This window comes from Microbacterium galbinum (assembly GCF_023101185.1).
Lineage (GTDB): Bacteria > Actinomycetota > Actinomycetes > Actinomycetales > Microbacteriaceae > Microbacterium > Microbacterium galbinum.
The window spans coordinates 1,239,120-1,264,575 of the sequence record NZ_CP078077.1; the positions used below are offsets into that span (position 1 = coordinate 1,239,120).

Consider the following 25,456-nt stretch of genomic DNA (forward strand, 5'->3'; position numbering starts at 1 on the left):
CGGCGGACGCGTTCTTGAGGAGTTATGAACGCGGGCCGCTCGGAACTGGGTCCCTGAGCCTGTCGAAGGGCCCCACCCTGGCCCTTCGTCTCGCTCCGCTCGCTCAGGAACCGGACCCCCCCCCCCGACACACCCGGTTCCTGAGCGAGGAGCGAAGCGACGAGACGAAGGACGCGGGCCTACGCGGCGATGACGTCGCGGAGCCCCCGCGTGGTCTCGCCGCGCAGGCTGCGGGCGGCATCCACGAGGGATGCCGAGTACGGATGCCGGGGCGTACCGAGCACCTCGTCGACCGCTCCGGTCTCGACGATGCGTCCGCCGTTGAGCACGGCGACGCGGTGCGCGATGCGGCGGACGACGGCGAGGTCGTGCGTGATGAAGAGGTACGACACCCCGGTGCGCTCCTGCAGCTCGACGAGCAGGTCGAGCACGCGCGCCTGCACGCTCACGTCGAGCGCCGAGCTCGGTTCGTCGCACACCACGAGCGGGCTTCGGCCGGCGAAGGCACGGGCGATCGCGACGCGCTGCTTCTGGCCGCCGGAGAGTTCGTCGGGGAGCTTGTCGAGCACGTCGCCCGCGAGTCCGGTCGAGAGGGCGAGCTCTTCGGCGTCGGTGTCTCCGCGCAGCAGCTGGATCGATCGCGTGAGCGTCTGCCGCACGGTGCGCCGCGGGTTGAGCGAGGCGTCGGGACTCTGGAACACGAACTGCACGGGCACCGCGTCCGTGGCATCCGAACCGTCCAACTCCACCGTGCCCTCGGAGCGCGCGAGCCCCGCGATCACCCGGCCGAGCGTGGTCTTGCCACTGCCCGATTCGCCGACGAGGCCGAGCACTTCGCCGCGGCCGATGTCGAGGTCGACGCCGTCGAGCGCGAGGTGCGCGCCGTAGCGCTTCGTGACACCGCGCACCGACAGCAGCGGCTGCGCGTGCTCGGGCTCGACGGGGCGCGACGGCGCGTCGAGCGAGGGCACCGCCTCCACCAGCACACGCGAGTACGGGTGCAGCGGGGTCTCGACGAGGCCCGCGGCTTCACCGTGCTCGACGAGGATGCCGCGCTCGAGCACCCCGATCCGCTCGGTGTGGCTCGCGACGAGCGGCAGGTTGTGGCTGATGAGCAGGGTGGCGAAGCCGCGCTCCCGGCGCAGTCGGTCGACGAGCGCGATGACCTCGGCCTCGACCCGGCTGTCGAGCCCGGTGGTCGGCTCGTCGAGGATGAGCAGGCGCGGATCCGCGGCGAGCGCCATCGCGATGACGACGCGCTGCTGCTGCCCTCCCGAGAGCTCGTGCGGGAATCGGTGGACCAACGAGGCGGGGTCGGGCAGGCCGACGTCGGCGAACGCGGCGATGGTCGCCGCACGCGCCGCCGCCGAGCGCAGCCCCTGCAACCGGTAGGTCTCGGCGACCTGACTGCCGACCGACCGAGTGGGGTTGAGCGCCCGCGCGGGCTCCTGGTAGACGAAGCCGATCGAGCTTCGACGGTACTCGCGCAGTTCCCGCGGTCCGAGACCGAGCACGTCGTGCCCGGCGACGGTCAGCCGCTCGGCACTCACCCGGGCCCCCGCCGGCAGGTAACGCGCCAGGGCGAACGCGATCGTGCTCTTGCCCGACCCCGACTCCCCCACGAGTCCCAGTGACCCACCGGGCTCGATGTCGAAGTCGACGCCGTCGACGGCCCGCCGCCGCTGACCCTCGACCTCGTAGTCGACGGTCAGTCCGCGCACGCTCACCAGTGGTTCGGTCATCGTCGGAACACCTCTCGGAAGTTGTCTGCGATCAGGTTGAGGGAGACCACGAGCGAGGCGATCGCGAGGGTGGGGAACGCGAGCGTCCACCACGCGGCCTGCAGGTAGGTGCGGTTCTCGTTGACCGCGAGCCCCCAGTCGGGCGAGGGCGGCGCCGAAGCGAGTCCGAGGAACGACAGCGACGACGAGATGAAGATCGCGCCGGCCACGCTCAACGTCGCCTGCACGAGCACCTGCGGCCAGACGTTCGGCAGCAGCTCGCGGAAGACGATCCGCACCGCACTCTCTCCCTGCACGCGCGCACTGGTCACGTACTGCTTGCCCATCTCGACGAGCACGGCGGCGCGCACGATGCGGGCGATGCCCGGGGCGAAGAGGATGCCCACCGCCACGATGATCGTCGGCGCGCTGCCGCCGAACGCGCCGACGATCACGAGCAGGAAGATCAGCGTCGGCAGGGTGAGGAACACGTCGAATCCGCGCATGAAGAGCTGGTCCACCCAGCCGCGGCGGTAGCCGGCGATGAGGCCGAGCGTCGACCCGAGAGCGGTGGCGAGCGCCGCCCCGATCGGTCCGACGAGCAGCGCCGGTTCGGCCCCGGCGAGCACGCGGGCGAACACGTCGCGACCGATGCGGTCGGTGCCGAACCAGTGCTCGGCGCTCGGCGGCGACAGGCGGGCGCCGCTGTCGGCGAAGGGATCGAGGCCGACGAGGCGCCACCCCACGGCGGCCGCGACCCAGAACAGCACGATGAGCGCGCTGATCACGAACGTCGGGCGGCGCAGGAGAGCGGCCCAGCGACGCGGCCGCGGCGAGCGCGATGCAGAAGGACGACGGATGCCGGTGGCGACGGCATCCGTCTCGATGATGTCGATCGCGGCCGGGTCGGCACCGCGCACCGCATCGGTGAGTGCCATGTCATTCCCCTTCGTCGAAGCGCACGCGCGGGTCGATGAGCACGAGGGCGATGTCGGTGATCAGGAGCGCGAGCAGCGCGACGACCCCCGTGACCATCACCCCGGACTCGAGCAGGAAGATGTCCTTTTCCACCGTCGCCGACACCAGCAGGGCACCGAGCCCCGGGTAACCGAACAGCGTCTCGACGATCGCACTGCCCCCCAGCAGCGTGCCGACGTAGACGCCCAGCAGCGACACCGTGGGGATGAGCGCGTTGCGCGCCACGTGCCCGACCGCGAGCTGCGGACCGTGCACCCCCTTGATGACGGCGGTGCGGTAGTACTGCGAGTCGAGGGTGTCGAGCACGCCCGTACGGGTCATGCGCGCCAACACCGACAGGTAGCCGAGGGCGAGGGTGACCGCCGGCAGCACGAGCGCCCGCAGCACCTCGCCCGGAGGGCCGTCGAGGCTGATCGACGACTGGATCGGGAACCACTTGAGCCACAGGCTGAACACGATCAGCAGCAGCACGCCGACCACGAACTCCGGCACGGAGGCCAACGACATCAGCGCGATCGTGAGCGTGCGGTCGGTGCGCGATCCCTCGCGGCGGGCCTGGATCGCGCCGAGCGCGAAAGCCACCGGCACCAGGATCACGAACGCCACCGCCCCGAGGAAGAGCGAGTTGCCGAGGCGCCCCAGCACGAGTTCTCGCACCGGAGCGCCGTAGATGAGGCTGGTGCCCCAGTCGCCCGTGACGAAACCGAACAGCCAGGCGAAGTAGCGGGAGACCAGCGAGCCGGTCAGCCCGTGAGCCTCGTTCCACGCCTGCACCTGCTCGGAGGTCGCGTACTGACCGAGGGCGTTGCGACCGGGATCACCGGGTACGACCTCGATCAGCCAGAACACCAGCACCGACACCACGAACAGCACGAGCGGCACCTGGACGAGGCGCTGCCCGATCAGTCGCGGCACCTGGCTGTGCCGGGAACGGAGGACCGCCAGCCCCCGTCGGGCGGACGACGCCGTCGCGGCGTTCCCGCCCGACGAGAAGCTGACGGTCATGAGTCACTCGCTCGCGATCGAGATGCCGGCGAAGTTGTAGCCCGACCAGAAGTCGATCGGGGCGATGAAGTCGCCCATGACCCGCTTGTTCTGCAGCACCTCCGAGCGCACCAGGGCGGGGATGATCGTCGGAACATCCGTCCACTCCGTCTGCGAGATCTCGGTGATGAGCTGCTCGCGCTCGGCTTCGTCGGTCGTGGCGTCGAAGTCGGTGACGAGCGTCCCCAGGTCGGGGTTGGCGTAGTGCGCGGCGTTCCACGCCGCGCCCTCTGCGTAGAAGAGCGAGTAGTACTGCGAGGGCACGCGCTTGCCCCAGCTGGTGATGGTGAGCGGTGCGTTCAGCCAGGGAGAGTCGTCGCCCTCGGCGTAGTACTGCTCGTCGGAGAGCACCTCGAGCTGCACGTCGAAGCCGTCGATCGCGTTGAGCTGCTGCTGCAGCACCTCGCCGTAGAGCTGGAACGACGTCGTGATCGTGAACGACACCGTGCGCCCGTCGAGCAGATCGGCGACCTTGTCGAGGTCCTGCGCACGCTGCTCGATGTCGAGCGGCTGGGGCAGGTAGTCCGGCAGCACGGGGAAGTCGTTGCCCGGTGTGGCCGTGCCCCCGAAGACGAGGTCGACGATCGCATCGCGGTCGATCGCCCAGGCCAGCGCCTGCCGGATCGTGACGTCGTCGAACGGCGCCTCGGTGACGTTGAGGTGGATGCCGTAGAAGTGGCTGTATCCCGCCGAGAGGGTGTCGTAGTCGTCGACGTTCACGGTCGCGAGCACCTCGGGTGACACGGTGATGCGGTCGATCTCCCCCGCCTGGAACGCGAGCACGATCGCCTGCGGATCCTTGTAGACCTTCAGTTCGATGCCGTCGAGGGCGATCTCGTCGGCGTTCCAGTAGTCGGGGTTCTTGACGTAGGTGACACTGCGGCCGACCTCGTAGTCCTCGAGCAGGAACTGCCCCGCACCGACCGGGTTCTCGAGCCAGGTGCCGGGTTCGTAGTCGGCGGGCAGGATGCCGGTGTTGTTGCCCGCGAGCAGACGCGGGAAGTCCGAGAACGGCCGCGCGAGCGTGAACGTCACGGTGCCCTCGTCGGTGGCGGCGACGGAGTCGAGGATGCCGGTGAACGCGCTCTTCGCGGGCGAGATGCTGTCGTCGCCGATGAGGGCGTCGAACGTCGCCACGACGTCGTCGGCGGTGACCGGGTCGCCGTCGTTGAACGTCGCCCCCTCGCGCAGCGTGAACGTCCAGGTGAGACCGTCGTCGGATGCCTCCCAGTCGGTCGCGAGACGCGGCAGCGCCTCGCCGTCGGCGGTGAAGCTCACGAGCTGCTCCGTGACGAGCCCCGTGATCAGCTGCGCGTCGCCGTCGGCGACCGTCAGCGGGTCGAGCTCGGCGCCGGGATCGCTGATGCCGATGCGGTACACCGCGGACGCGGCATCCGCCGTCGTGTCGTCGGAGGGCGTGGCGGTCGCGCATCCGGCGAGCGCCAGCAGGGTCGCGCTGAGGGCGGCGACGATCGCGAGGGGTCTGCGGCGCCCCGGCACACGTGCCGTCGGGGGCGAGGAGAGAACGGTCATGGGCGGTGTCCTTGGGGTCGGGTGAGGCGTTACTGCGGAAGGAGTTCGGCGGCGTCCACCTGGACGCGCTCGGAGTAGAAGGCCACGTGGCCGGCGATCGGCTGCAGGTAGTCGAACGGGGTCGGGTACGACCAGGCGACGTCGGTGGCGGGGTCGCTCTTCAGCGCCCAGTAGTCGTCGGCGTCGCCCTTGACGGGGCAGTGGCTCGTCGACGCGGTCTCCTGCAGCAGGTCCCAGTTCACGTCTTCGCGCGGCAGGTAGTAGCGGTCGGCGTGGTTCGACTCGTGCAGCACGATGGCGCGGGTCGAGTCGGCGAGCACGGCGTCTCCGGCGAGCACGCGCACGCGATGGGCGGCGGGCTCGGTGGTGACGGTGTGGGCGGGCTTCTGCGCGGTGGTGTCGGACATGACGGCGGCTCCTGGATCGCTCGGGCGTGCGGTGGGTACGCCCATAGAACCGTCAGATCGCCCGGGTGCCTATCGACGTTCCGCACCGTGAACGGACGTTCCGTCCGATGACGTCACATTTCCGCGTGAGTCGGCCGTTCGTCTCGTGCGCGCACGAAAAGGGGCGGCCCTTCGTCTCGTCGCTGCGCTCCTCGCTCAGGAACCGGTTCCTGAGCGAGCGTGCTCACCCCGGTTCCTGAGCGAGCGCGCTCACCCCGGTTCCTGAGCGAGCGCAGCGAGACGAAGGGCCGCCCCTTCGAAACCGCCCCGCGGCCTACCGCTCGATGTGGTCGAGGTGCAGCATGCGGGCGAGGTTCTTGTCGAGTTCGTCGTCGCGGAAGATCTTCTTCCAGTCGTCCTTGATGATCGACTCGCGGCCGTAGTCCATGGCGATCAGGCAGGCGTCGGAGAACGGGTTGTCACCGCGCAGACCGTTGGCGAGCGCGACCTGGGTGTGGCCGTAGAGGATGCTGCGCGCCGCCGCCTCGGGAACGCCCATGGTCTTGACGGTCTCGTCGAGCGCCTCGTTGAGGAGCGCGCCGATCATGCAGGCGACGGTCTCGACGAGGGTCGGCTCGAGCTGCGCGAGCTGCTTGATCGTGACCCAGTGCACGTCGATGACGGGGGCGTAGATCGCGCGCACGGTCGCCTCGACGATGGCCCGCTTGGCGGGGTCGTCGCTCTCGATCGCGGCGATCGCGTCTTGCGGGGCAGCGATTCCACCGAAGGTGTCGGCCCACTGCTCGGGCGTCTCGCGCTGCAGGAAGATCGACGGGTGGCACGGGTGCGCGACGGCCTGGATGACGTCGTCGCGCGTGGTGAGCAACCCGGCGTAGGCCGCGGCCGGGTCGAGCGTGAGCACGATCGCACCGGGGCGCAGCTGCGGCACGAGGTCGGCGGTCACCGGTCCGAGGGCGAGGTCGGGCACGGCGAGCACCACGATGTCGGCGTCGGCGACGGCGGTCGCGGCATCCGTCAGTTCGCGTCCCGCGTCGATCGTGCGCTGCTGGCCGGCCGGCGAGTTCTCGACGTACCAGACCGTGTGGTCGGTCTTCACGAGGTTGTTCGAGACGCGCATGCCCATCTTGCCGCCGGCGCCGATCACGGCGATCCGGTAGGTCGCGGTCTCGGTCGACGCGGCTGTCGAAGTGTCGGTCATGGGGTGCTCCTCAGCAGTTCGAGTGTGATGCGGGTCCATTCCCGCTCGGTTCGGATGGTGGTCGCGGCGTCGCCCTGCCAGGGCAGCCAGTGCTCGACGATCTCGTTGATGCCTCGCTCGCGCGGACGCACCGTCTCGAGCAGGTGGGCGTAGTCGTGAAGGCCCGATCCCATGGCGGTGCCCGAGTAGGTGAACCCGACCCAGTCGTCCTGCCGGGCGAAGGCGAAGTCCTTCACGTGCACGTTCTTCACGAGTCGCGCGGTCCGCTCGGTGCAGGTCTGCGGATGCTCGAGCCGGGCGACCACGTTGGCGGGGTCGAGGCAGATGCCCAGCCGCGGGCTGCCGACCCGGTCGATCACACCGATGAGGTCGGCGGTGGCGATCTGCTCGTAGGTCTCGAGGGCGAGGCTGACGCCTGCGCGTTCGAAGGCGCGCATGCTGCTGCGCAGCGAGGTCTCGGCCTCGGCGAGCGTCGGGCGCGAGTCGGGGCCGTAGAGCATGCCGCGCACGAGTCGCGCGTCGAAGACCTCGGCGAGACGCAGATAGCGGGTGAGGTGCTCGGGCACGATGCCCTTGGTGCCGAGTTCGATCGTGAGTCCGAGGTCGCGCGCGGCCCGGGCCGCATCGCGAACCTCGGCATCGCTCATCGTGTCGAGCGGCGCGAAGTCGCAGATCTGGAAGAGGTCGACGCCGTGGGCCTTGGTGTCTTCGAAGGCGCCGATCAGGCCGAGCTGGTCGGGCGCACGATCGGAGTGCTGCCAGAAGTACGCATAGGTGCCGAGACCGATCATGCGGCGCCGCCTTCGCGACGACGGGCCAGGACGGATGCCTCGTCGAGCACCGAGACGAGGGCATCGGGGTCGTGCGCGAAGCGCCCGAGGAACACCCCGTCGACCGCATCGCCGAGGGCGGTGAGAAGCCCCGGTCCCGCCGCGCCGCCGTAGATCACGACCGATCCGTCCCGTGCGGCATCGGCGTCGAGCGCCGCGCGCAACGCCGACGCGATGACGCGCACGTGCTCGTGGGGCGCGGGTTCGGGGGCGCCGATCGCCCAGACCGGCTCGTAGGCGACGATCACGGCGCCGGCGGGGGCATCCGTCAGCGCCGAGCGCAGCTGCGCGACGGCGACGTCCGCGGCATCCGTCGGTGCCTGCCGTTCGCTCTCACCGATGCAGAGCAACGGGGTCAGCCCGGCCCTCAGCGCCGCGGCCACCTTCGCGGCGACGACCTCATCGGTCTCGCCGTAGAGGCGGCGGCGCTCGGCGTGCCCGATCTCGGCGACCGTGGCACCGACCTCGGCGAGCTCGGCGGCGGTCACCTCTCCCGTGAACGCACCGGGCTCTTCGGCCGAGACGTCCTGCCCGCCGACGCGCACCGGGGTACCGGCGAAGGCGGCGAGCGCGGGCAGCACCTGCAGATAGGTCGGAGTCACGAAGAACGACACCGCACCCGAGCGCACGGCGTCGTGGTCGCGCACGCGTGCGGCGACGTCGTCGAACCAGGCGCGTGCCCGCTCGTGCCCGAAGTACGTCTTCAGGCTCACCCCGACCGTGACCTGCGGCATCAGCAGGCGCCGGTGGTCTCGTACGCGTCGATGACGGCGACCTTCTCGGCGCTCGCGCTGGTGGTGTCGAACCGGTAGCCGAGCCACTCGCGCACGAGACGACGCGCGAGCTCGATGCCGACGACGCGCTGGCCCATCGTGAGCACCTGGGCGTTGTTCGAGAGCACGGCGCGCTCGACCGAGAACGAGTCGTGCGCGGTGACGGCACGGATTCCGGCGACCTTGTTGGCGGCGATCGCCACGCCGAGACCCGTACCGCAGATGAGCAGCGCGCGATCGGCCTCGCCCGCGGCCACCAGTTCGGCGGCGGCGATCGCCACGCGCGGGTAGGCGGTGTGCCCGTCGGCGTCGACGCCGACATCGACCACCGTCACGACGCCGGGGTTCTGCTCGAGGTCGCCCTTGAGGATCTCCTTGTAGTCGAATCCGGCGTCATCGCAGCCGATGACGAGGCGCAGCTGGTCGGTCATGTCGTCTTCCTTCAGTCCTGTACGGCGAGATCCCGGGTGGAGTCCCGGGTGGCGAGGAGCTCGCCGAGAGCGGTGGCGATCAGTGCGAGCGAGATCGCACCGGGGTCGGGGGTGCCGACGGAGTGCTCGCCGTGGGTGCGTGCGCGGCCCATCCGCGGCAGCAGATCGGCGGTCGCGGCGGCGGCGTCGGTGGCGGATGCCGCGGCCGAGGCCCAGGCATCCCGCAGCCGTTCCCCCTCGCGGGCGCCCGCCTGCAGTGTCGCGGCGAACGGCACCAGCGCGTCGACGAGGGTCTTGTCGCCGACCTCGGCCCTGCCGTACTCCTGCACCCCGCGCAGCCCCTCGGCGACACCGGCGGCGACGGCCGCGGCATCCGGTGTTCCCGCGTCGCCGAGGCGTGCGGCGACGGCATTGAGGATCACGCCCCAGAGCGCGCCCGAGGTGCCACCGGCCTTGTCGGCCCAGGCGTCGGCCGCGGCGGCGAGGCTGGTCCGCGCGCCGGCCCCGGCATCCGCTGCGGCGATCCCCGCGGCGAGCGCGGCGTGCGATCCGCGCTGCATGCCGATGCCGTGGTCGCCGTCTCCGGCGATCGCGTCGATGCGTCCGAGCTCGTCGGCGTGGGCGTCGATCGTGTCGACGATCACCCGCAGCGCCGCGCTCACGGTGCGCGCCGCCTGCTGCGAGGCGTCGTCACCGGGCGTGATCTCGTGCGCTTCGACCGCTTCCTCGTGCGCGTCGGACTGCGCGGCCGCGACGACCGACCCGCGGCGGTAGGCAGGGGCGTCGACCGGGGTGTCCCACAGACGTTCGAGTTCTTCATCGAGCCAGAAGAGCGTGAGCGAGGTGCCGGCCATGTCGAAGCTCGTGCAGTACTCGCCGACGTGCGGGTCGACGAGGACGAGGCCCGCCGCTTCGAGCAGCTGGGCGATGCGCCGGTAGACGACGAACATCTCCTCGTACTTGAGCGAGCCGAGTCCGTTGAGAATCGGCACGACGCGCGCTCCCTCGACCGGGACGCCCGCGGGTATCTCGTCGAGCAGACGTTCGACGAGCAGTTGCGCCAGGCCGTCGGCGGTGGGGATGTCGGTCTCGTCGATGCCGGGTTCGCCGTGGATGCCGAGGCCGATCGCCATGCGCCCGCTCGGCACCGCGAACAGGGGCGCGGGGGCGCCGGGGAGGGTGCAGCCCGTGAACGCGACACCGAACGAGCGGGTGCGTTCGTTCGCGAGGGCGGCGACGCGGGTGACGCCGTCGAGGTCGTAGCCCGCCTCGGCAGCGGCGGCGGCGGTGCGGAAGACGGTGAGGTCGCCGGCGATGCCGCGGCGCTTGTGCTTCTCGGCGGGCGGGGCGCTGAAGATGTCGTCGGTGACGGTGACGGTCCGGGTGGGGATGCCTTCGGCGCGCAGCTTCTCCTGCGCGGCATCGAAGTTGAGCACGTCGCCGGCATAGTTGCCGTAGCTGAGGAAGACCCCGGCGCCGCGGTCGACGGCCTTCGCGATCGCGTAGACCTGCTGGGCCGAGGGCGAGGCGAAGAGGTTGCCCATCGCGGCGCCGTGCGCGAAGCCCTGTCCGACCAGTCCGCCGAAGGCCGGGTAGTGCCCCGATCCCCCACCGATCACGACCGCGACCTGCCCGTCGGGGATCACGGTGCTGCGGATGACGCCGCCGCTCGCGCGGCGCACCGACCGGGGGTTGGCGGCGACGAAACCCTCGATCATCTCGTCGGCGAAGTCGGCCGGGGCGTTCCAGAGTCGGGTCATCGCGCGCTCGCCTTCGTCGTGCGGATGCTGTCCACAGTGACTCCTCTGTCGGTGGCCGTCGGTCGGGTCGTCGGCTCGGACCCGGGTCTATATTGACAAACCGGTTGACCAATTGCAAACGCGGGGATGCCGTGCGGCGCCATCGAGACACCACTTCCGTCGCGAGACATCACGGCATACGTGATGTCTCACGAGAGATGCGGTGTCTCAGCGCGCGATCGCCGATCCGCCTGTCACCCTGGGTCCCTGCACCTGTGGGAGGGCCCGCCCGCAGAACCGGCTCAGCCCGCGGCGTCGCCGCTCAGACGCAGCAGCGCGGTCGACATGTGCGTCGCCATCGCGGCGGCGGCGGCGTTCTCATCGGATGCCGCGACCGCCCGCAGGATCGCATCGTGCTCCTCGATCGCGGTCAGCACGCTCTCGGTGTCGTGCACGGCGCGGTCGGAGTACACCTGCAGCAGCGACCGCACGACGTGCAGCATGTCGACGATCGTGCCGTTCGCGGCGGCCTCCGAGAGGGCGCGGTGAAAGCGGCTGTCCGCCGCGGCGAACGCCGAGAAGTCGTCCTTCGATGCGCGCATCGCCTCGAGGGCCGTCGTCAGGGCGGCGACGGACGAGGCATCCGCTCGTGCGGCCGCCAGGCGGGCGACGTAGATCTCGAGACCCGACCGCAGCTCGATGAGCTCGGCCGTGTTGCGGTCGCCGATGAGCAGACCCCAGCGCAGGGTCTGCGGCAGGAGGTCGCTCGCCGATCCCCGCAGGTACGTGCCCGAGCCCGGGCGCACGTCGACGATGCCGAGGATCTCGAGCGCCGCGAGCGCTTCGCGCACCGCCGAGCGCCCGACCTCGAGCGTCGCGGCGAGCTGGCGCTCGGGAGGCAGACGCGTGCCCGGGGCGATGTCGCCCCCGGTGAAGAGGTCGAGCAGCCGCCGCGCCACTTCGGTCACCGGCGACCCCGCGGGCAGCGCGTTGAGCGAATCCGCGATGTTCAACGTGCGGTTCTCGGGGTAGGCGGGCATGGGTTCGAGAATAGCCGTCGCCGTGGCGTTACCCGGTCGACGGCGTCCGCCGCAAGCCCGCTCCCCTTTCGCCCGGCCCCTGGCAGGCTGACGTCATGAAACTCGTCTCCTACGCCGCTCAGCAGCTCGTCACCACCGACGACGTCGCGGACGCCTTGGTCGTCCTCGCCGCCGAGATCGCGAACGAGGGAGGATCGCAGGCCCTGCAGATCCCGATCCTCGTCGATGACGAAGAGGATCTGGCCGAGCTCGTGGTCGGCGTGGGCAACGACGTCCTGGTCGGACCGCACGCCTCCACGGGCGCCGATCCGGATTTCTCGGAGCACGCCGCGCGCCTGCGCTCGCACCCCTCCTACCCGAAGCGGCGGGCCGCAGATGGCGATGCCGACGGGGAGGACGATGCCTGGGTCGTCGACTTCGATCTCGACGCGGGGGCGAATCGACTCTGATCGCCCTTCGGAGGAAGACTGTCCGGTCCTCCGTCGCCCGAGACGGAGGACCGGCGAAGTCGACGAGAGGTGCGCAGAGCGCTCCGCCCCCCGGGGCGTCGCTCCTGACCGAGAGAGAACAGGAGGCGCGCCGTCCGGTTCGACCGACGCAGAACCGGCAGTGCCGACTCGTTGTCCTCCGAGCCTAGGAGCCACGCCCGAATCGGCCGCATCGGCCCTGAACCGTTGACGCGCGATACGCGCTGCTGCTAAGCGATCGCAAGAGCAGACGCCGCCCCCGCGCGATAGCGAGTGAGCGGCCGTCACGCAAGGCTTTTGCCCCATCCGCTCGACGCGCGCACGATGGCGATATGTCCACCCCCATCGGTCGCCCCCTGGAGACCTACGCTCCGATCGGCGACGGTCGCACGGTCGCCTTGATCGGCTCGGATGGCTGCATCGACTGGCTCCCCTTGCCCGATCTCACCGATCTTCCGGTGTTCGCGCGCCTCCTCGACGAGGAGACGGGCGGATGCTTCGAGCTGCGGCCCGTCGCCGAGTTCCGCACCGAGCGACGCTATGTTCCCGAGACGAACGTGCTCGAGACGACCTTCGTGACGGATGCCGGACGCGTCCGCGTCACGGACGCCCTGGTGTCGGGTGTCGCCGGACGACTGCCGTGGGCCGAGCTCGCCCGGCGGATCGACGGTATCGAGGGTTCCGTGGAGATGCGCTGGTGCGTGCGTCCCGGCACGTCGCTGCGCACGGCGGCACCCTGGATCGAGAACACCGACCACGGCCCGGTGGTGCGCAGCGGCGCCACGGCGTTCGCCATCGTGGGCTTCGATCACGGGCCACGGCATCCCGATCCCGACGGAGCCGACGGGCCGCGTCTCGACGGCGCATTCTCGGCGACGGCGGGCTCACGCCACCTGATCGCCCTCGCGGCCACGCACGACGAACCCCTCCACATCCCCGATCCGCGCAACGTCGACGACGGCATCGATCGCACGATCGAGAACTGGCGGCACTGGTCTCGCGTCTTCTCGAACGAGGGTCCCTGGAGCGAGCAGGTGCAGCGCAGCGCCCTCGCCTTGAAACTGCTCATCTACAGTCCGTCGGGCGCCATCGCCGCTGCCGCCACCACATCGCTGCCCGAGAACCCGGCCGGCGGCAAGAACTGGGACTACCGTCACGCCTGGGTGCGCGACCTCGCCTACACGGCGCACGCGCTGGTGCGCTTCGGCCTGCGGGAGGAGACCCAGGCCGCGCTGTCGTGGATGCTCCGCACGATCCGCGACCACGGCCCCGAGCTCCACGTCATGTACACGCTCGACGGCGGGCGCGTGCCCGAGCCCCACGAGTACGACGTCGAGGGCTGGCGAGGCATCGGGCCGGTCGTGACCGGAAACCCCGCGGGCGACCAGCTGCAGCTCGGCGTCTACGGCGACCTGCTCGCGATCTGCCGCACCTACGTCGATGCGGGCAACGTGCTCGACATCGGCACGGCGCGGATGCTCGCGGGAGTCGCCGACCGTACGTGCGATCTGTGGCGCAATCCGGACTCGGGCATGTGGGAACTCCCGGAGGAGCGGCACTACGTCTCGTCGAAGATGGGCTGCTGGAAGGCCCTCGATGACGCCGTCGCACTGGCCGATGCCGGCGCGATCCCCGGGAGCGCCGATCGCTGGCGGGCCGAGCGCGAGCGCATCCGCGGGTGGATCGACGAGAACGGCTGGTCCGCCGAGCGCTCGGCGTACGTCTTCTACGCCGGCTCGGAGGAGCTCGACGCCTCGGTGCTGCTGCACGCGCCGTCGGGTTTCGATCGCGGGGAGCGCATGTCGTCGACGATCGACGCCCTGGCCGACGAGCTCGGCGCGGGTCCGCTCCTCTACCGCTACAGCGGGGCGGATGCCGAGGAGAAGACGTTCGTGGCGTGCGCGTTCTGGCGCGCCGAGGCGCTCGCCTGCGTCGGCCGGCACGACGAGGCCCTCACCCTCATGGACGAACTCATCGCCCAGGCCAACGACGTGGGCATCTACGCCGAGATGATCGACGCCGACGACGGCTCGGCCTGGGGCAACACCCCGCAGGCACTCAGCCACCTCGCGTTCCTCACCGCCGCCATGACCATCCGCGACGTCGTCCCCGACGAGCTGTTGCGCGACCGCACCTGAACGATCGACACGAAAACAAGGAAGGGGAACACCATGTCCCGTGACCAGTACACCTTCACCAACCCCGCCGAGCTGTACGCCGACATCGAGCCGCAGAAGCAGCACATGCCCGAGCCGGGCCTCGACGCGGACCTCGCCCCGAAGGCCGACCTCGGAGAGGAGAGCTACCGCGGCTCCGGCCGCCTGACGGGCCGCAAGGCCCTCATCACCGGTGGCGACTCCGGCATCGGCGCCGCCACCGCGATCGCCTTCGCCCGCGAAGGCGCGAACGTCGCGCTCTCCTACCTCCCCGAGGAGCAGGAGGACGCGGACCGGATCGCCGGCATCGTGCGCGAAGCGGGCGTCAAGGTGGCGACCTTCCCCGGAGACCTGCGCGATCCCGAGTACTGCCGCACGCTCGTCGCCGAGACGGTCGGGGCCCTCGGCGGCCTCGACATCCTGGTGAACAACGGTGGCAAGCAGATCTACCAGGAGTCGCTGACCGACATCACCGACGAGCAGTTCGACGACACGTTCAAGACGAACGTGTACGCGATGTTCTGGATCACGAAGGCCGCGCTCCCCCACCTCCCGGCGGGCTCCGCGATCATCAACACCACGTCGATCCAGGCGTACTCGCCGTCCGACATCCTGGTCGACTACGCGTCGACCAAGGCGACGATCAATGCCTTCACGAAGGGCCTCGCCCAGCAGCTCGCGCCGAAGGGCATCCGCGTGAACGCCGTCGCCCCGGGACCGATCTGGACCCCGCTGCAGCCGAGCGACGGACAGCCGCAGGAGAAGATCGACCAGTTCGGTGAAGACACCCCGCTGGGCCGCATGGGCCAGCCGGCCGAGCTCGCCCCGGCCTACGTCTTCCTCGCATCGGCCGAATCGAGCTATGTCGCCGGTGAGACGCTCAACGTGAACGGCGGCATGCCGACTCCCTGATCGCCGCGGCCCTTCGTCTCGTCGCTCCGCTCCTCGCTCAGGAACCGCGCTCGAACACCGGTTCCTGAGCGAGCGCAGCGAGACGAAGAGCCGGTACCCCGCACGGCTCGCGCCCGTCAAGCCCGTCGCGCCGCGGCATCCGCCCCGGCACGCTGGAAGCACTCAGCCCACCGCCCCCCAGGAGGACTCCATGAACACCGACTCCAACGACAGCCGTATCGACGAGACCCCCGAGAACGTCCAGCCGCTGCGCGACGACGAGGCGACCTCGTTCGCCGACCCGTCCGACGACCCGGCCCAGGCCGAGTGGGAGCGCACGGATGCTCTCGACGCCGGTGTCGACATCGACGAGGTCGTGGCCACCGGAGCCGACCCCGACGAGCTGCCGTCGGACGACGACGAGATCCCCGCGACGGACCTGCCGTCGAGCGGCCTTCAGCCCGAGACGCAGGAGGGCGACCCGGTGATCGCCGAGATCGGCGAGGACGGCGAGGGCGACCTCTCGCCCAACGACCTCTGACCGCCGGTGGCCACGCGACTGCTGCTGCTCGCCGACACGCACGTGCCCGCGCGGGCGAAGCGCCTGCCCGACGCCGTGTGGCGTGAGGTCGACCGCGCCGAGGTCGTCATCCACGCCGGCGACTGGGTCGACCTCGCGACGTTCGAGACGCTCGACGCCCGCGCCGCCCGGTTGATCGGGGTGTGGGGCAACAACGACGGTGCCGACCTGCGAGAGCGGATGCCGGAGTTCGCGGTGGAGGCGATCGAAGGTCTCACCGTGGGCGTGGTGCACGAGACCGGTGCGGCCACGGGCCGTGAGCGGCGCATGGACCTCGCGTACCCGGACGCCGCACTCGACGTTCTGGTGTTCGGGCACAGCCACATTCCGTGGGACTCGCGCACGCCCCGCGGCATACGCCTGCTCAATCCCGGGTCGCCGACCGATCGTCGGCGCCAGCCCGTCTGCACGCTCATGACCGCGGTCGTCGACGGGGACGAGCTGCGTGATGTCGAGCTAGTGCCGGTCGAACGGGGTTGACCCCGCTCCTCAGGCGGCGAGCGCCGACTGCTCGCGCCGCGTCTTCGCCTCGCCCCGGAGCACGGCCGCAACACCGAGACCGCAGAGCGCGAAGCCGACGAACGTCACGATGGTGAGGGGTTCGCCGAGCAGGATGCCGCCGGCGATGGCCGTCGCCGGCGCGATGAGGAACAGCAGCGCCTGCAGGGCGGTGATCCCCACCCGTCGCAGCAGCCACCAGTAGAGGCCGTAGGCGGCGAGCGTCGGGAACAGGGCGGTGAGCACGACGGCGAGCAAGAACGATGCGGATGCCGGGGGCACGAGCGACCCGGTGGCCGCCGACACCGCGAGCAGCAGGACGGCGGTCACGGTGACGTGGATGGCGAGCGTCACGAGCACGCCCGTCCGCACCGCGGATCGCCGCTGCAGGAACGTGCCGACGATGAGGCACACCATCGCGGTGGCCGGCAGGAGGTAGGCGATCGGGGGTGCGGCCGACGACCCGAACTGCGAGCGCACGACGAGCAGCACACCGACGGCGCCGAGGGCGAGGCCCGCCCACTGCGATCCCCGCACGCGCAGTCCGAGGATCGGTCCGACGAGCACGGCGACGATGAGGGGCTGCACCGCGTCGATGAGCGCGACCGTGCCCGTGGCGATGCCGGTCGCGACGGCCCCGTAGACGGCGGCGCAGTATCCGAACTGCGCGAAGAGCCCGATCAGCGCCTGCGTGCGCACGTCACGTCGGGTGACGCCCTTCGCGGCCCCCGAGACGCGGACGATGAGCAGGAGCACGATCGCCAGGGGCACGAACCGCCAGACGAGCAGCGTGAGCGGTGCGACGTCGACCGTGGCGAAGGCCGGGATGATGAAGCCCGAACTCCACGTGACGATGAAAGCGGCTGCCGCTGCGGCCGTGAGCACCCCGCGAAGTACACCGATCTGTTTACTCATGCGTCCGACTATACAGGTTGGTATAGTTTTTGCATGACCTCGTCCGTTCCCGAGCTCGCACCCCTTACCCCCGGAGCACGCCGCGTGCTCGACGCCGCCTCGCAGCTCTTCTACGAGCGCGGCATCCATGCGGTCGGGGTTGACACGATCGCCGAGGTCGCCGGCGTCACCAAGAAGACCCTCTACGACCGGTTCGGCTCGAAGGAGGCGCTCGTCGTCGCCTACCTGCAGCACCGCGACGCGCGCTGGCGCGAGCATGTCGCCGCGCACCTCACCCGGGTTCCCGAGCCGGGCATCGACCGCGTGCTCGCGATCTTCGACGCCGCGATCACCTGGTCCGACGACAACAGCCCCAAGGGTTGCAGCGCCATCAACGCCCGCGCCGAGATCGGCGAGGGTAACGACGACCACCCCGTCTTCCCCGAGGTCTCTCGCCAGAAGGTGTGGCTGTTCGACCTGTTCGACGAGCTCTGCGCCGAAGCCGGCATCCGCGATCACCGCGCCGTGGCGCAGGCGATGATGCTCCTCTACGAAGGGGCGATCGTCACGGTCGGCATGGCGACGTTCGCCGAACCCTTCGTCGTCGCGCGCGGCTGGGCGCGCGCGCTGCTCGCGCAGAACTGACCGCGTGACGGTGAGAGCTCAGCCCTGGGAGCCCTTGCCCGGTTTTCCCGCGTGGTCGGGCTTGTTGCCGTTCTGATCCGACGGGTTGTCCTTGGCCCCGTTGCCGGGGGTGCCCTTCTCGCCCTGACCGGAGTTTCCGTTCTCCCCGTCGTCGACGGTTTCGACGACGGACTCCGACGGCGCGACGGGGTCGCTGACAACCTGGTCGCTCACCGGCGCCTCGGGCGCGACCTCCTCGGGCGCGACCTCGACAGAAGCGACCGCACGGGCCACGGCCTCCGAGAGCGCACTTCCCGAGGCGCCCGAGTCCGGGGCGAGGGCCATCGCGCCGGCGACGGAGACTCCGGCGACCACGAGCGCGGCTGCCCCGGCGATCACGCGCATGCGGGCCCGCCCGACGCGTGCGGGGCGCTCGGCGGGGAGAACGGCCGTGCGCCCCGTCTCGGCATCCGCAGCTCCGAGGTCGTCCTCGACGGTCGCCGCTTCGGCCACCGCGGGCGGAGCAATCCGGTCTGCGGCGGCACGACTCGTCGCCGGCTCGCCCCCGCTCAGGAGCGCGCCCGCCGCCCTGGCCACCTCCGCGGCGGTCGGTCGCCGATCCGGCTCCATCGCGGTCATCCGCTCGAGGAGGTCGCGCCACGCCGGATCGACATCGCCCGGAACCGGGGGCGATCCGGCCAGCCGTGCGATCGCGGCGGCGCGGCCCGAGCCGATCGGCGTGTATCCGGGTTCGCCGGTCAGCGCTTCGAGCACGACGAGGCCCAGCGCGAAGATGTCGGCGGGTGTGCCCGGGTCGTGGTCGCGCAACTGCTCGGGAGCCATGTAGGTGAGAGTGCCGAGCACGATGCCGGGCGTGGTGAGGCGCGATCCGTCGACGAGGCAGGCGATCCCGAAGTCGGCGAGCTTGGCCGTCCATGCTCCCCCGCTGCGCGTCCCACGCCTCTGCAGCAGAACGTTCGACGGCTTGACGTCGCGATGCACGATGCCGGCCGCGTGCGCGGCAGCGAGGCCCTGCGCCAGATCACGGGTGAGCGCGGCGAGTTCGCGCGAGGGGATCGGTCCCTGCGCCATGCGCTGGGCGAGCGTCGGCCCGTCGATGAACTCCATCACCAGGTACTGCGGCCGCCCCGGGTCGAGCTGGGCGTCGAAGAGGGTCACGAGCGACGGGTGATTGAGCGAGGCGAGCAGGGCCTTCTCGGTGTGCGCGCGTTCGACCGAGACCTTCGCCTCGTCTCCCGGATGGATCATCTTGATCGCGACCGTCCGCCCGAGATGCGTGTCCTCGGCGCGGTATACCGTCGCCATGCCGCCCTGTCCGACGCGGTCCTCGAGCAGGTACCGGCCGTCGAGCAGAGCCTCCGTCGGCGAGACGACTTCCAGCGTCATCGGGTACTCCTCATCGCGAAATGTCGATCGATCCTCCGACTCTATGTCTCTCGATCGGCCGGAGTCAGTGGGCTTGACTCCGGCCGATCGAGTGGTTCGCTGCCTGCGAGGCGTCACGCCGCGAGCGGTACCGCCCCCACCAGCACGCCGACCGCGAGCATCACCAGCGACACCGCGCACGCCCGCCACAGCACCTTCTTGTGGTGGTCGCCGAGGTTGACGCTCGCGAGCGAGACGAGCAGCAGGATCGCCGGCACCAGCGGGCTCTGCAGGTGCACGGGCTGCCCGGTGATCGATGCCCGAGCCATCTCGACGGGTTCGATGCCGAAGTGCTCGGCACTCTGCGCCAGCACCGGCAGGATGCCGTAGTAGAAGGCGTCGTTCGACATGAAGAACGTCAGCGGGATCGACAGGATGCCGGTGATCACCGCGAGGAACGGCCCGAGCGCGGTGGGGATGGCGGTCGTGATCCAGCCGGCCATCGCGTCGACCATGCCCGTGCCGTTCAGCACGCCGACGAGCACGCCGGCGGCGAGAACCATCGACACCACACCGACGATGCTCGGGGCGTGGGCGACGATCTCGTCGGCCTGGCTCTTGAGCTTCGGGAAGTTGATCACCAGCGCGACTGCCGCCCCGACCATGAAGACGTAGGCGAGCGGGAAGATGTCGGCGACGAGCAGCACCATCACCGCCGCGGTGAGGGCGAGGTTGACCCAGATGAGCTTCGGGCGCAGCGTGGCGCGGTTCGGGTCGAGCATCGTGTCGGCCATCGCCGTGTCCTCGCGGTCGAGCAGCGCGGTCGCCGCCGGCAGGCCTCCGCGGCCACCGGCGAGGGTGACGATGTTGCCGGTGCGCAGCGTGGCCCGGGCGCCGGGGGTGGCGTTGCCGCCGCGGAACACCTTCGAGCCGGTGCCCGCCGAGCCGCCGATGCGATCGGGGTCGATGCTGCCGAGGCGCTTGCGCTCTCCCAACCCGAGGAACCAGGCGAAGAGCAGGGCGACGATGAGACCGGCCGCCAGCGAGGGCAGCATCGGCACGAAGACGTCGGTGGGCTGCAGGCCGAGTGCGGTCGCGGCGCGCACGGTCGGGCCACCCCAGGGGACGATGTTCATGGTGCCGTTCATGAGCCCGGCGACGCAGGTGAGCACGACCGGGTTCATGCCCAGCTTCAGGTAGATGGGCAGCATCGCCGAGGTGGTGATGATGAAGGTCGTCGAGCCGTCGCCGTCGAGCGAGACCGCGCCGGCCAGGATCGCCGTGCCGAGCACGATCTTGGCCGGGTCGTCGCCGAGCAGCCGGGTGATGAAGCGGATGAGCGGGTCGAAGAGTCCGACGTCGATCATGATGCCGAAGTACATGATGGCGAACATCAGCAGCGCGGCGGTCGGTGCCATGTCGGAGATCGCGTCGATGATCATCTCGCCGAGGCCGAGACCGGCGCCGGCGAAGAGCCCGAACACCGTCGGCACCAGGATGAGGGCGACCATCGGGGTGAGGCGGCGGGTCATGATGAGCGCCATGAAGACGAGCACCATCGTGAACCCGAGGGCCACGAGCACGCCCTCGGGCGGCAGGAACGCCGTCGCGTAGCCCTCCTCGGCGGAGAGCAGGATCCCAGGTTCCACGTTCACATCGACTCCTTCGTCGTGTCGTGCATCAGAGCGGAGCACCGCGTGCGGCGCATCCCGAGAGACTAGGTCGATCGCAGACGCCGCGCGCGCTATGTCGCATTGCTGCACGTTGTGCGCGTAGCGTGTGTTCTGCGCATTGTGCTCACGACGCGACGAGGAGGTTGCCCCGGTGCGTTTCGCCACCCGACTGCTGCTCGTGCAGCTCGCGACCGTCGCCGCGGTCGTCACCGTCTGCACCCTCGTCTTCGGATGGCTCGGAGTGCAGCAGCTGCGCGCCGAGTCCGAGGCGACGGCGCTCAACATCGCCCGCACCCTCGCCGAGGACCCCGATGTCCGTCAGCTCGTCGCCGAGTTCTCCGCCGATCCGGGCACGCCCGCGGCCGCGGCGCTGCGCGGCGGACCCCTGCAGCAGATCTCGGTCGACGTCGCCGATCGCACCGATGCCCTGTTCGTCGTGATCACCGACGATCACGGCATCCGCCTCGCCCACCCCAACCAGGATCTGCTCGGCCAGGTCGTCTCGACCCCGTTCGAAGAAGTGCTGCGCGGAACCGAGGTCGTCGACTGGGAGGTCGGCACGCTCGGCGAATCGGCGCGCGCCAAGGTGCCGATCTACGCGACGGCCGGAGAGCCGCCGGTCGGCGAGGTGAGCGTCGGATTCGAGCGCGCGAGCGTCTTCGACGAACTGCCCGCCCTGATCGCGACGATCGCGGTCGCCGGGGTCGCAGCCCTGGGCTTGGCCGCCCTGGCCACGCTTCTGCTGCGGCGCCGCTTCGAGCGGCTGACGCTGGGCCTGCAGCCCGAAGACCTCGTCGCGCTCGTGCAGAATCAGGCCGCCGTGCTCGAGGGGGTCGGCGACGGCGTCTTCGCGGTCGACCCGGAGGGCGTCGTGCGCGTCTGCAACAGCGCGGCGGAGCGGATGCTGCAGCTCGACTCCCCCGTCGGTCGCCGCGTCTCGTCACTCGGCCTCGACGACACCGTGCGTCGTCTGCTCGACGGTCGCGGGGCGAGCGCCGAGACGGTGGTCGGCGATCGGGTGCTGTATCTCGATGCCCGCCCGGTCGTGCGCGAGGCCCGCCCGCTCGGGGTGGTCGTGGTCGTGCGGGATCGCACCGACATCGAGGCCCTGGCCGGTCGCCTCGAGACCGTGCGCGCGACGACCGAGGCACTGCGGGTGCAGCGCCACGAGTTCGCCAATCGCCTGCACGTGGTCTCCGGTCTGCTCGACGCCGACCGCGGACGTGAGGCACGCGCCTTCCTCGACGAGCTCACGCACCGCGGGTCGGTGGGCGGCGATGTCGAGGGGATCGAGCGGGTGCCCGATCCGTTCCTGCAGTCGTTCCTCGGAGCGACCGCGGTCACGGCCCGCGAGCGCGGTGTCGCGCTGGTCATCACCGACGACACGCTCCTGCTCGGTGAGGTGACCGCCGCCGAAGACGTCGCTGCCGTGCTGGGCAACCTGGTCGACAACGCGATCCGCGCTGCCGTCGCCGGCGCCGAGCCGCGACGGGTCGAGGTCACCCTCCTCACCGACGGCAGCGAGTTGGTGCTGACGGTCGCCGACTCCGGCGCGGGCGTCACCCCTCCCGACCGCGACCCCTTCGCCCCGACCACCGAGACGATCGCCGTGCGCTCCGGTTCCGACGCATCGGATGCCGGACCCGTGCACGGCCACGGCTACGGGCTGCCACTCTCCCGCGACCTCGCCCGTCGGCGCGGTGGGGACGTGTGGCTGATCTCGCCGGGCGGTGGTGGCGGCGAGGGCGCCCATGGCGCCGTCTTCGGCGCCCGCATCCCTTCGGCGGTGCGACCGCCCGACGACGACCGGCATCTGGAGGAACAGTGACCGACGACATTCGCGTGCTCGTGATCGACGACGACTTCCGCGTGGCGGGCCTGCACCGCGACGCGGTGGCGAGCGTGCCCGGGTTCACCCCGCTCGAGGCGGTGCACACGCTCGACGCAGCCCGCCAGGCGCTGCGCGCGCATCAGCCCGACCTGCTGCTGGTCGATGCATATCTGCCGGATGGCGACGGCATCCGCTTCGTCGCCGACACCGAGCGCGACGCGTTCGTGCTGTCCGCTGCGACGGATGCCGTGACCGTGCGGCGCGCGATCAACGCCGGCGCCCTCGCCTACCTCGCCAAGCCCTTCGACGCGGTGGCCCTCGTCGACCGGCTGCGCCGCTACGCACGCATGCGCAATCTGCTGGGCGGCGACGCGGCGCTCACCCAGGAGCGCATCGACCGTGCGCTGTCGATCATGGCCGGTGGCGCCGAGCCCGCGACCGTCTCGCGCTCGGCGACCGAACAGCTCATCCTCGACGGCCTGGGCGACGATGACGAGGCATCCGCCGCCGAAGTCGCGGAGCGCGTGGGAATCTCACGCGCGACGGCGCAGCGCCATCTCGCGGCCCTCGCGACGCGAGGCCAGGTCGAGGTGCGGTTGCGTTACGGCACCACCGGTCGGCCCGAGCATCGGTACGTGCGGGTGGGGAAGCGGTAGGCGGGCGGTGCTGCGACAGCGATCCGGCGCTGGCGCCCTATCGCCGGTGATGGGATGCTGAGCAAGATGAAGCGTTCGACGAAGATCACGATGGTCGTGTCTGCAGCCGTCGTTACGGGGCTGCTCGTTCTCGCGCTGCCGGCGATGATCGGAGCCACGACCTGGGTCACCGGAGTGTTCGGTGCGGGGTCGGGCTCTCCCGCCGCGACCGAGCCTCCGAATCCGACCGCCGACCCGGCATCCGATGATGGTCTGGTCGACCTCGGCGACGGCATCTCGGTGCCCGCCGGCGGGCCGGGCGAGTGCACGAGCACCGCCCACATCAGCACGATGTCGACGCGAACCGACGACTCCGGCCCGTACTACTCGAAGCTCATCGGTGACCTTGTCGACAGGGGCCCGTCGGAGCTGGCCAGTGGCCAGGCACTCACTGACGAGGCTGGCGGCGTCTACGCATACGAGGTCGCTGCGGGCGACAGCGCGATCGCGATCGGCGAGCGATTCTGCATCGACTACATCACGGTCCAGTCGCACAACCATGTGCGCGCCGGCATGATCCACGCAGGCAACATCCTCTACCTGCGTCCCGACCCGACACTTCCGTGGGTCAGTCCCTATGAGCCGTTCGACGTTCAGCCCGGCGAGCAGACCGGCCCGTACTACGACGCGATCGACTTCATGCGCAATGCGGTCGTCGCGCAAGACCTCGCGGAGGCGCAGCGGGTGTGGGCCGGACTCGGCCCACACATTCATCCGGACGCCCGCACGATCGCGACGCGGGCGCTCGAGGCGGGCGACTGGGAGCTGCTGCGGCAGATGTTCCCGTGATGCTGGGGCTCGACGCTGCTACTCGACGTCGGGCCAGTCGCTGGTGAGGAACGCCTCCAGCGCCCGGTGACGGAAGCTGTACGGCTTGCCTCGCGTGATGATGCCGCGGACGCGGTCGAGGCGCTGCGACGGAGGCCCCGCGTCGGTGGACTTCGCGAATCCCGCCTCCGTCGCGATCTTCGTGAGCGTCCGGTCGCTCGGCTGCAAGTCGGCCATCGCCTCGAGGAACTCGCGCTCACGCGAAGGAAGGCGATCGAGGATGCGCTCGACGTGTGAAGTGGCCTCCGCCTGCGCTTCGCGCCATCCACGCACGACCTCGTCGTACGTGATCACATCGCCTCTGCCTGCGTACCACGCCTTCTGGCCGGCGAGTTGGAAGAGGAATGGCTCACCGCGCGAGAGGTCCACGATCGCTTCAGCTGCGGATGACTGCATCCGAATGCGGGCGAAGCCTCCTTCGCCGTCCGCAACTTCCCAGCCGTCGATCACGAGGGGACGCAGGGCGGTGCGGAGGTCGTCGTCCTCGAGTGGCGCCAGAACGGTTGTTGCGAACCGTCGGGTGAACGTCGCACCCTTGCGCGCTCCAGACGCCTCGTCGAACTCCGGCAGGCCGGTGAGGTAGACCGCGATCGGCAGCGAACGCTCCAGCCGCCCCACTCCAGGAACGTCGACCTCGACGATCCGTGTGATCGCGTCTCCGAGTGCGATCAGGAGCTGCGACAGCGTTCGCTCGTCGTCGATGTTCTGTATCTCGTCGATATGGATGAGGACCACGGTGCCGCGACCGATCGCGACCCGACCGATCTCGACGAGCATCTCGGTGAGTGCGCTGTGCGGCTCCTGTCCCTCCGATGGCGACAACGCGAGCGAGACACCGTTGATCGCGATGGACTCCACGCGTTGCAACAGACGCGTCAGTCGGGTCTCACGGCCCGTCGACAGTCCGGCCTTGTCGGCGATGACGAGGAGTTCGGCGGCTAAACGCTTGATCGGATCTGATCCGACCGCGATACGAATCTGCGGTGTGACCCAGTCCCCCTGGCGCTCCGCCTCATTGGCGATGCGCCGCACGAGCGACGATTTGCCCAGTCCCGGCTCGCCGAGGATCGTTCGGCCCCGCTCGAAAAGTCCCGCCTCGAGTCGCGGACGCAGAACATCGCGCCAATCACTGAGCTGAGCCGTTCGGCCGGCCCAGATCTCCGGCACGACGTCGGAGCCGGGCTGGAAGGGGTTGTTCAGAGCAGTGCGCACGTTGATAAGTTTATCAGACGATCCGAC

Annotated in this window: 24 protein-coding genes; 9 read left to right on the forward strand and 15 right to left on the reverse strand. The window is 70.4% G+C overall.

The genetic code is table 11. The features are described 5' to 3' along the window. Positions 1 to 179: 179 nt before the first annotated feature. The 11 genes from KV396_RS06190 to KV396_RS06240 all read right to left on the reverse strand — a co-directional run bounded on the left by KV396_RS06190 (position 180) and on the right by KV396_RS06240 (position 11,694). The gene (locus tag KV396_RS06190; RefSeq protein ID WP_247957217.1) at positions 180 to 1,742 is read right to left on the reverse strand and encodes an ATP-binding cassette domain-containing protein; all 1,563 of its coding nucleotides are present in this window, start codon (positions 1,740 to 1,742) and stop codon (positions 180 to 182) included. Further along, entirely contained in the window at positions 1,739 to 2,659 is a 921-nt protein-coding gene (locus tag KV396_RS06195) for an ABC transporter permease (RefSeq protein WP_247633470.1), read from the reverse strand. The genes KV396_RS06190 and KV396_RS06195 overlap by 4 nt, the downstream gene beginning before the upstream one ends. Before the next feature lies 1 nt (position 2,660). After that, positions 2,661 to 3,704 (reverse strand): ABC transporter permease, encoded by a 1,044-nt coding sequence (locus KV396_RS06200; RefSeq protein ID WP_247957218.1) that lies wholly within the window; start codon positions 3,702 to 3,704, stop codon positions 2,661 to 2,663. Positions 3,705 to 3,707: 3 nt separating this feature from the next. Beyond that, complete coding sequence (locus tag KV396_RS06205; RefSeq protein ID WP_247957219.1) at positions 3,708 to 5,276, reverse strand: ABC transporter substrate-binding protein; 1,569 nt, start codon at positions 5,274 to 5,276, stop codon at positions 3,708 to 3,710. A gap of 29 nt (positions 5,277 to 5,305) precedes the next feature. Then, positions 5,306 to 5,683: a DUF427 domain-containing protein gene (locus KV396_RS06210; RefSeq protein WP_247624111.1), complete on the reverse strand. Its 378-nt coding sequence runs from the start codon at positions 5,681 to 5,683 to the stop codon at positions 5,306 to 5,308. Between the two features lie 313 nt (positions 5,684 to 5,996). Next, a complete protein-coding gene (locus KV396_RS06215; RefSeq protein ID WP_247957220.1) occupies positions 5,997 to 6,881 on the reverse strand; it encodes a phosphogluconate dehydrogenase C-terminal domain-containing protein in 885 nt (294 codons plus the stop codon). After that, positions 6,878 to 7,672, reverse strand: a complete 795-nt coding sequence (locus KV396_RS06220; protein ID WP_247957221.1) for a sugar phosphate isomerase/epimerase family protein — start codon at positions 7,670 to 7,672, stop codon at positions 6,878 to 6,880. The genes KV396_RS06215 and KV396_RS06220 overlap by 4 nt, the downstream gene beginning before the upstream one ends. Beyond that, positions 7,669 to 8,445, reverse strand: a complete 777-nt coding sequence (locus KV396_RS06225; RefSeq protein ID WP_247957222.1) for a triose-phosphate isomerase family protein — start codon at positions 8,443 to 8,445, stop codon at positions 7,669 to 7,671. Before KV396_RS06225 ends, KV396_RS06220 begins: the two co-directional genes overlap by 4 nt. Next, on the reverse strand, positions 8,445 to 8,915 hold the full coding sequence (locus KV396_RS06230; RefSeq protein WP_247633464.1) for a ribose-5-phosphate isomerase: 471 nt from the start codon (positions 8,913 to 8,915) through the stop codon (positions 8,445 to 8,447). The genes KV396_RS06225 and KV396_RS06230 overlap by 1 nt, the downstream gene beginning before the upstream one ends. An 11-nt stretch (positions 8,916 to 8,926) precedes the next feature. After that, positions 8,927 to 10,675, reverse strand: coding sequence for a dihydroxyacetone kinase family protein (locus KV396_RS06235; RefSeq protein ID WP_247957223.1), 1,749 nt, complete (start codon positions 10,673 to 10,675; stop codon positions 8,927 to 8,929). Between the two features lie 281 nt (positions 10,676 to 10,956). Then, a complete protein-coding gene (locus KV396_RS06240) occupies positions 10,957 to 11,694 on the reverse strand; it encodes a FadR/GntR family transcriptional regulator (protein WP_247957224.1) in 738 nt (245 codons plus the stop codon). Positions 11,695 to 11,789: 95 nt separating this feature from the next. On the opposite strand from KV396_RS06240, the gene KV396_RS06245 reads away from it, so the two are divergent. From KV396_RS06245 to KV396_RS06265, 5 genes are all read left to right on the forward strand, one after another. Further along, on the forward strand, positions 11,790 to 12,143 hold the full coding sequence (locus KV396_RS06245) for a hypothetical protein (protein WP_247633461.1): 354 nt from the start codon (positions 11,790 to 11,792) through the stop codon (positions 12,141 to 12,143). A gap of 350 nt (positions 12,144 to 12,493) precedes the next feature. After that, positions 12,494 to 14,299 (forward strand): glycoside hydrolase family 15 protein, encoded by a 1,806-nt coding sequence (locus KV396_RS06250; protein WP_247957225.1) that lies wholly within the window; start codon positions 12,494 to 12,496, stop codon positions 14,297 to 14,299. Positions 14,300 to 14,332: 33 nt separating this feature from the next. Continuing rightward, positions 14,333 to 15,229 (forward strand): SDR family oxidoreductase, encoded by an 897-nt coding sequence (locus tag KV396_RS06255; RefSeq protein WP_247957226.1) that lies wholly within the window; start codon positions 14,333 to 14,335, stop codon positions 15,227 to 15,229. A 190-nt stretch (positions 15,230 to 15,419) separates the two neighbouring features. Beyond that, complete coding sequence (locus tag KV396_RS06260) at positions 15,420 to 15,749, forward strand: sugar ABC transporter ATPase (protein ID WP_247957227.1); 330 nt, start codon at positions 15,420 to 15,422, stop codon at positions 15,747 to 15,749. A gap of 6 nt (positions 15,750 to 15,755) precedes the next feature. Continuing rightward, positions 15,756 to 16,268 (forward strand): metallophosphoesterase family protein, encoded by a 513-nt coding sequence (locus KV396_RS06265; protein ID WP_247957228.1) that lies wholly within the window; start codon positions 15,756 to 15,758, stop codon positions 16,266 to 16,268. 9 nt (positions 16,269 to 16,277) lie between these two features. Here KV396_RS06265 and KV396_RS06270 read toward each other — a convergent pair whose 3' ends face one another. Further along, positions 16,278 to 17,201, reverse strand: a complete 924-nt coding sequence (locus KV396_RS06270; protein ID WP_247633457.1) for a DMT family transporter — start codon at positions 17,199 to 17,201, stop codon at positions 16,278 to 16,280. Positions 17,202 to 17,234: 33 nt separating this feature from the next. On the opposite strand from KV396_RS06270, the gene KV396_RS06275 reads away from it, so the two are divergent. Continuing rightward, positions 17,235 to 17,825 (forward strand): TetR/AcrR family transcriptional regulator, encoded by a 591-nt coding sequence (locus KV396_RS06275; RefSeq protein ID WP_247633456.1) that lies wholly within the window; start codon positions 17,235 to 17,237, stop codon positions 17,823 to 17,825. A gap of 18 nt (positions 17,826 to 17,843) precedes the next feature. Here the strand turns inward: KV396_RS06275 and KV396_RS06280 are convergent, their stop codons facing one another. Continuing rightward, entirely contained in the window at positions 17,844 to 19,211 is a 1,368-nt protein-coding gene (locus KV396_RS06280) for a serine/threonine-protein kinase (protein WP_247957229.1), read from the reverse strand. 113 nt (positions 19,212 to 19,324) lie between these two features. After that, complete coding sequence (locus tag KV396_RS06285) at positions 19,325 to 20,749, reverse strand: CitMHS family transporter (protein ID WP_247634014.1); 1,425 nt, start codon at positions 20,747 to 20,749, stop codon at positions 19,325 to 19,327. A gap of 265 nt (positions 20,750 to 21,014) precedes the next feature. Between KV396_RS06285 and KV396_RS06290 the strand changes: the two genes are divergently transcribed. The 3 genes from KV396_RS06290 (at position 21,015) to KV396_RS06300 (ending at position 24,178) form a co-directional block, all read left to right on the forward strand. Next, on the forward strand, positions 21,015 to 22,691 hold the full coding sequence (locus KV396_RS06290) for a sensor histidine kinase (RefSeq protein WP_247957230.1): 1,677 nt from the start codon (positions 21,015 to 21,017) through the stop codon (positions 22,689 to 22,691). Continuing rightward, positions 22,688 to 23,350 carry a response regulator gene (locus tag KV396_RS06295; RefSeq protein WP_247957231.1) on the forward strand — a complete coding sequence of 221 codons (663 nt, stop codon included), beginning with the start codon at positions 22,688 to 22,690 and terminating at the stop codon, positions 23,348 to 23,350. Before KV396_RS06290 ends, KV396_RS06295 begins: the two co-directional genes overlap by 4 nt. Before the next feature lie 66 nt (positions 23,351 to 23,416). Then, entirely contained in the window at positions 23,417 to 24,178 is a 762-nt protein-coding gene (locus KV396_RS06300; protein ID WP_247957232.1) for a hypothetical protein, read from the forward strand. A gap of 18 nt (positions 24,179 to 24,196) precedes the next feature. On the opposite strand, the gene KV396_RS06305 is transcribed toward KV396_RS06300, so the two are convergent. Continuing rightward, positions 24,197 to 25,429: an ATP-binding protein gene (locus KV396_RS06305; protein WP_247957233.1), complete on the reverse strand. Its 1,233-nt coding sequence runs from the start codon at positions 25,427 to 25,429 to the stop codon at positions 24,197 to 24,199. Between the last annotated feature and the right edge of the window lie 27 nt (positions 25,430 to 25,456).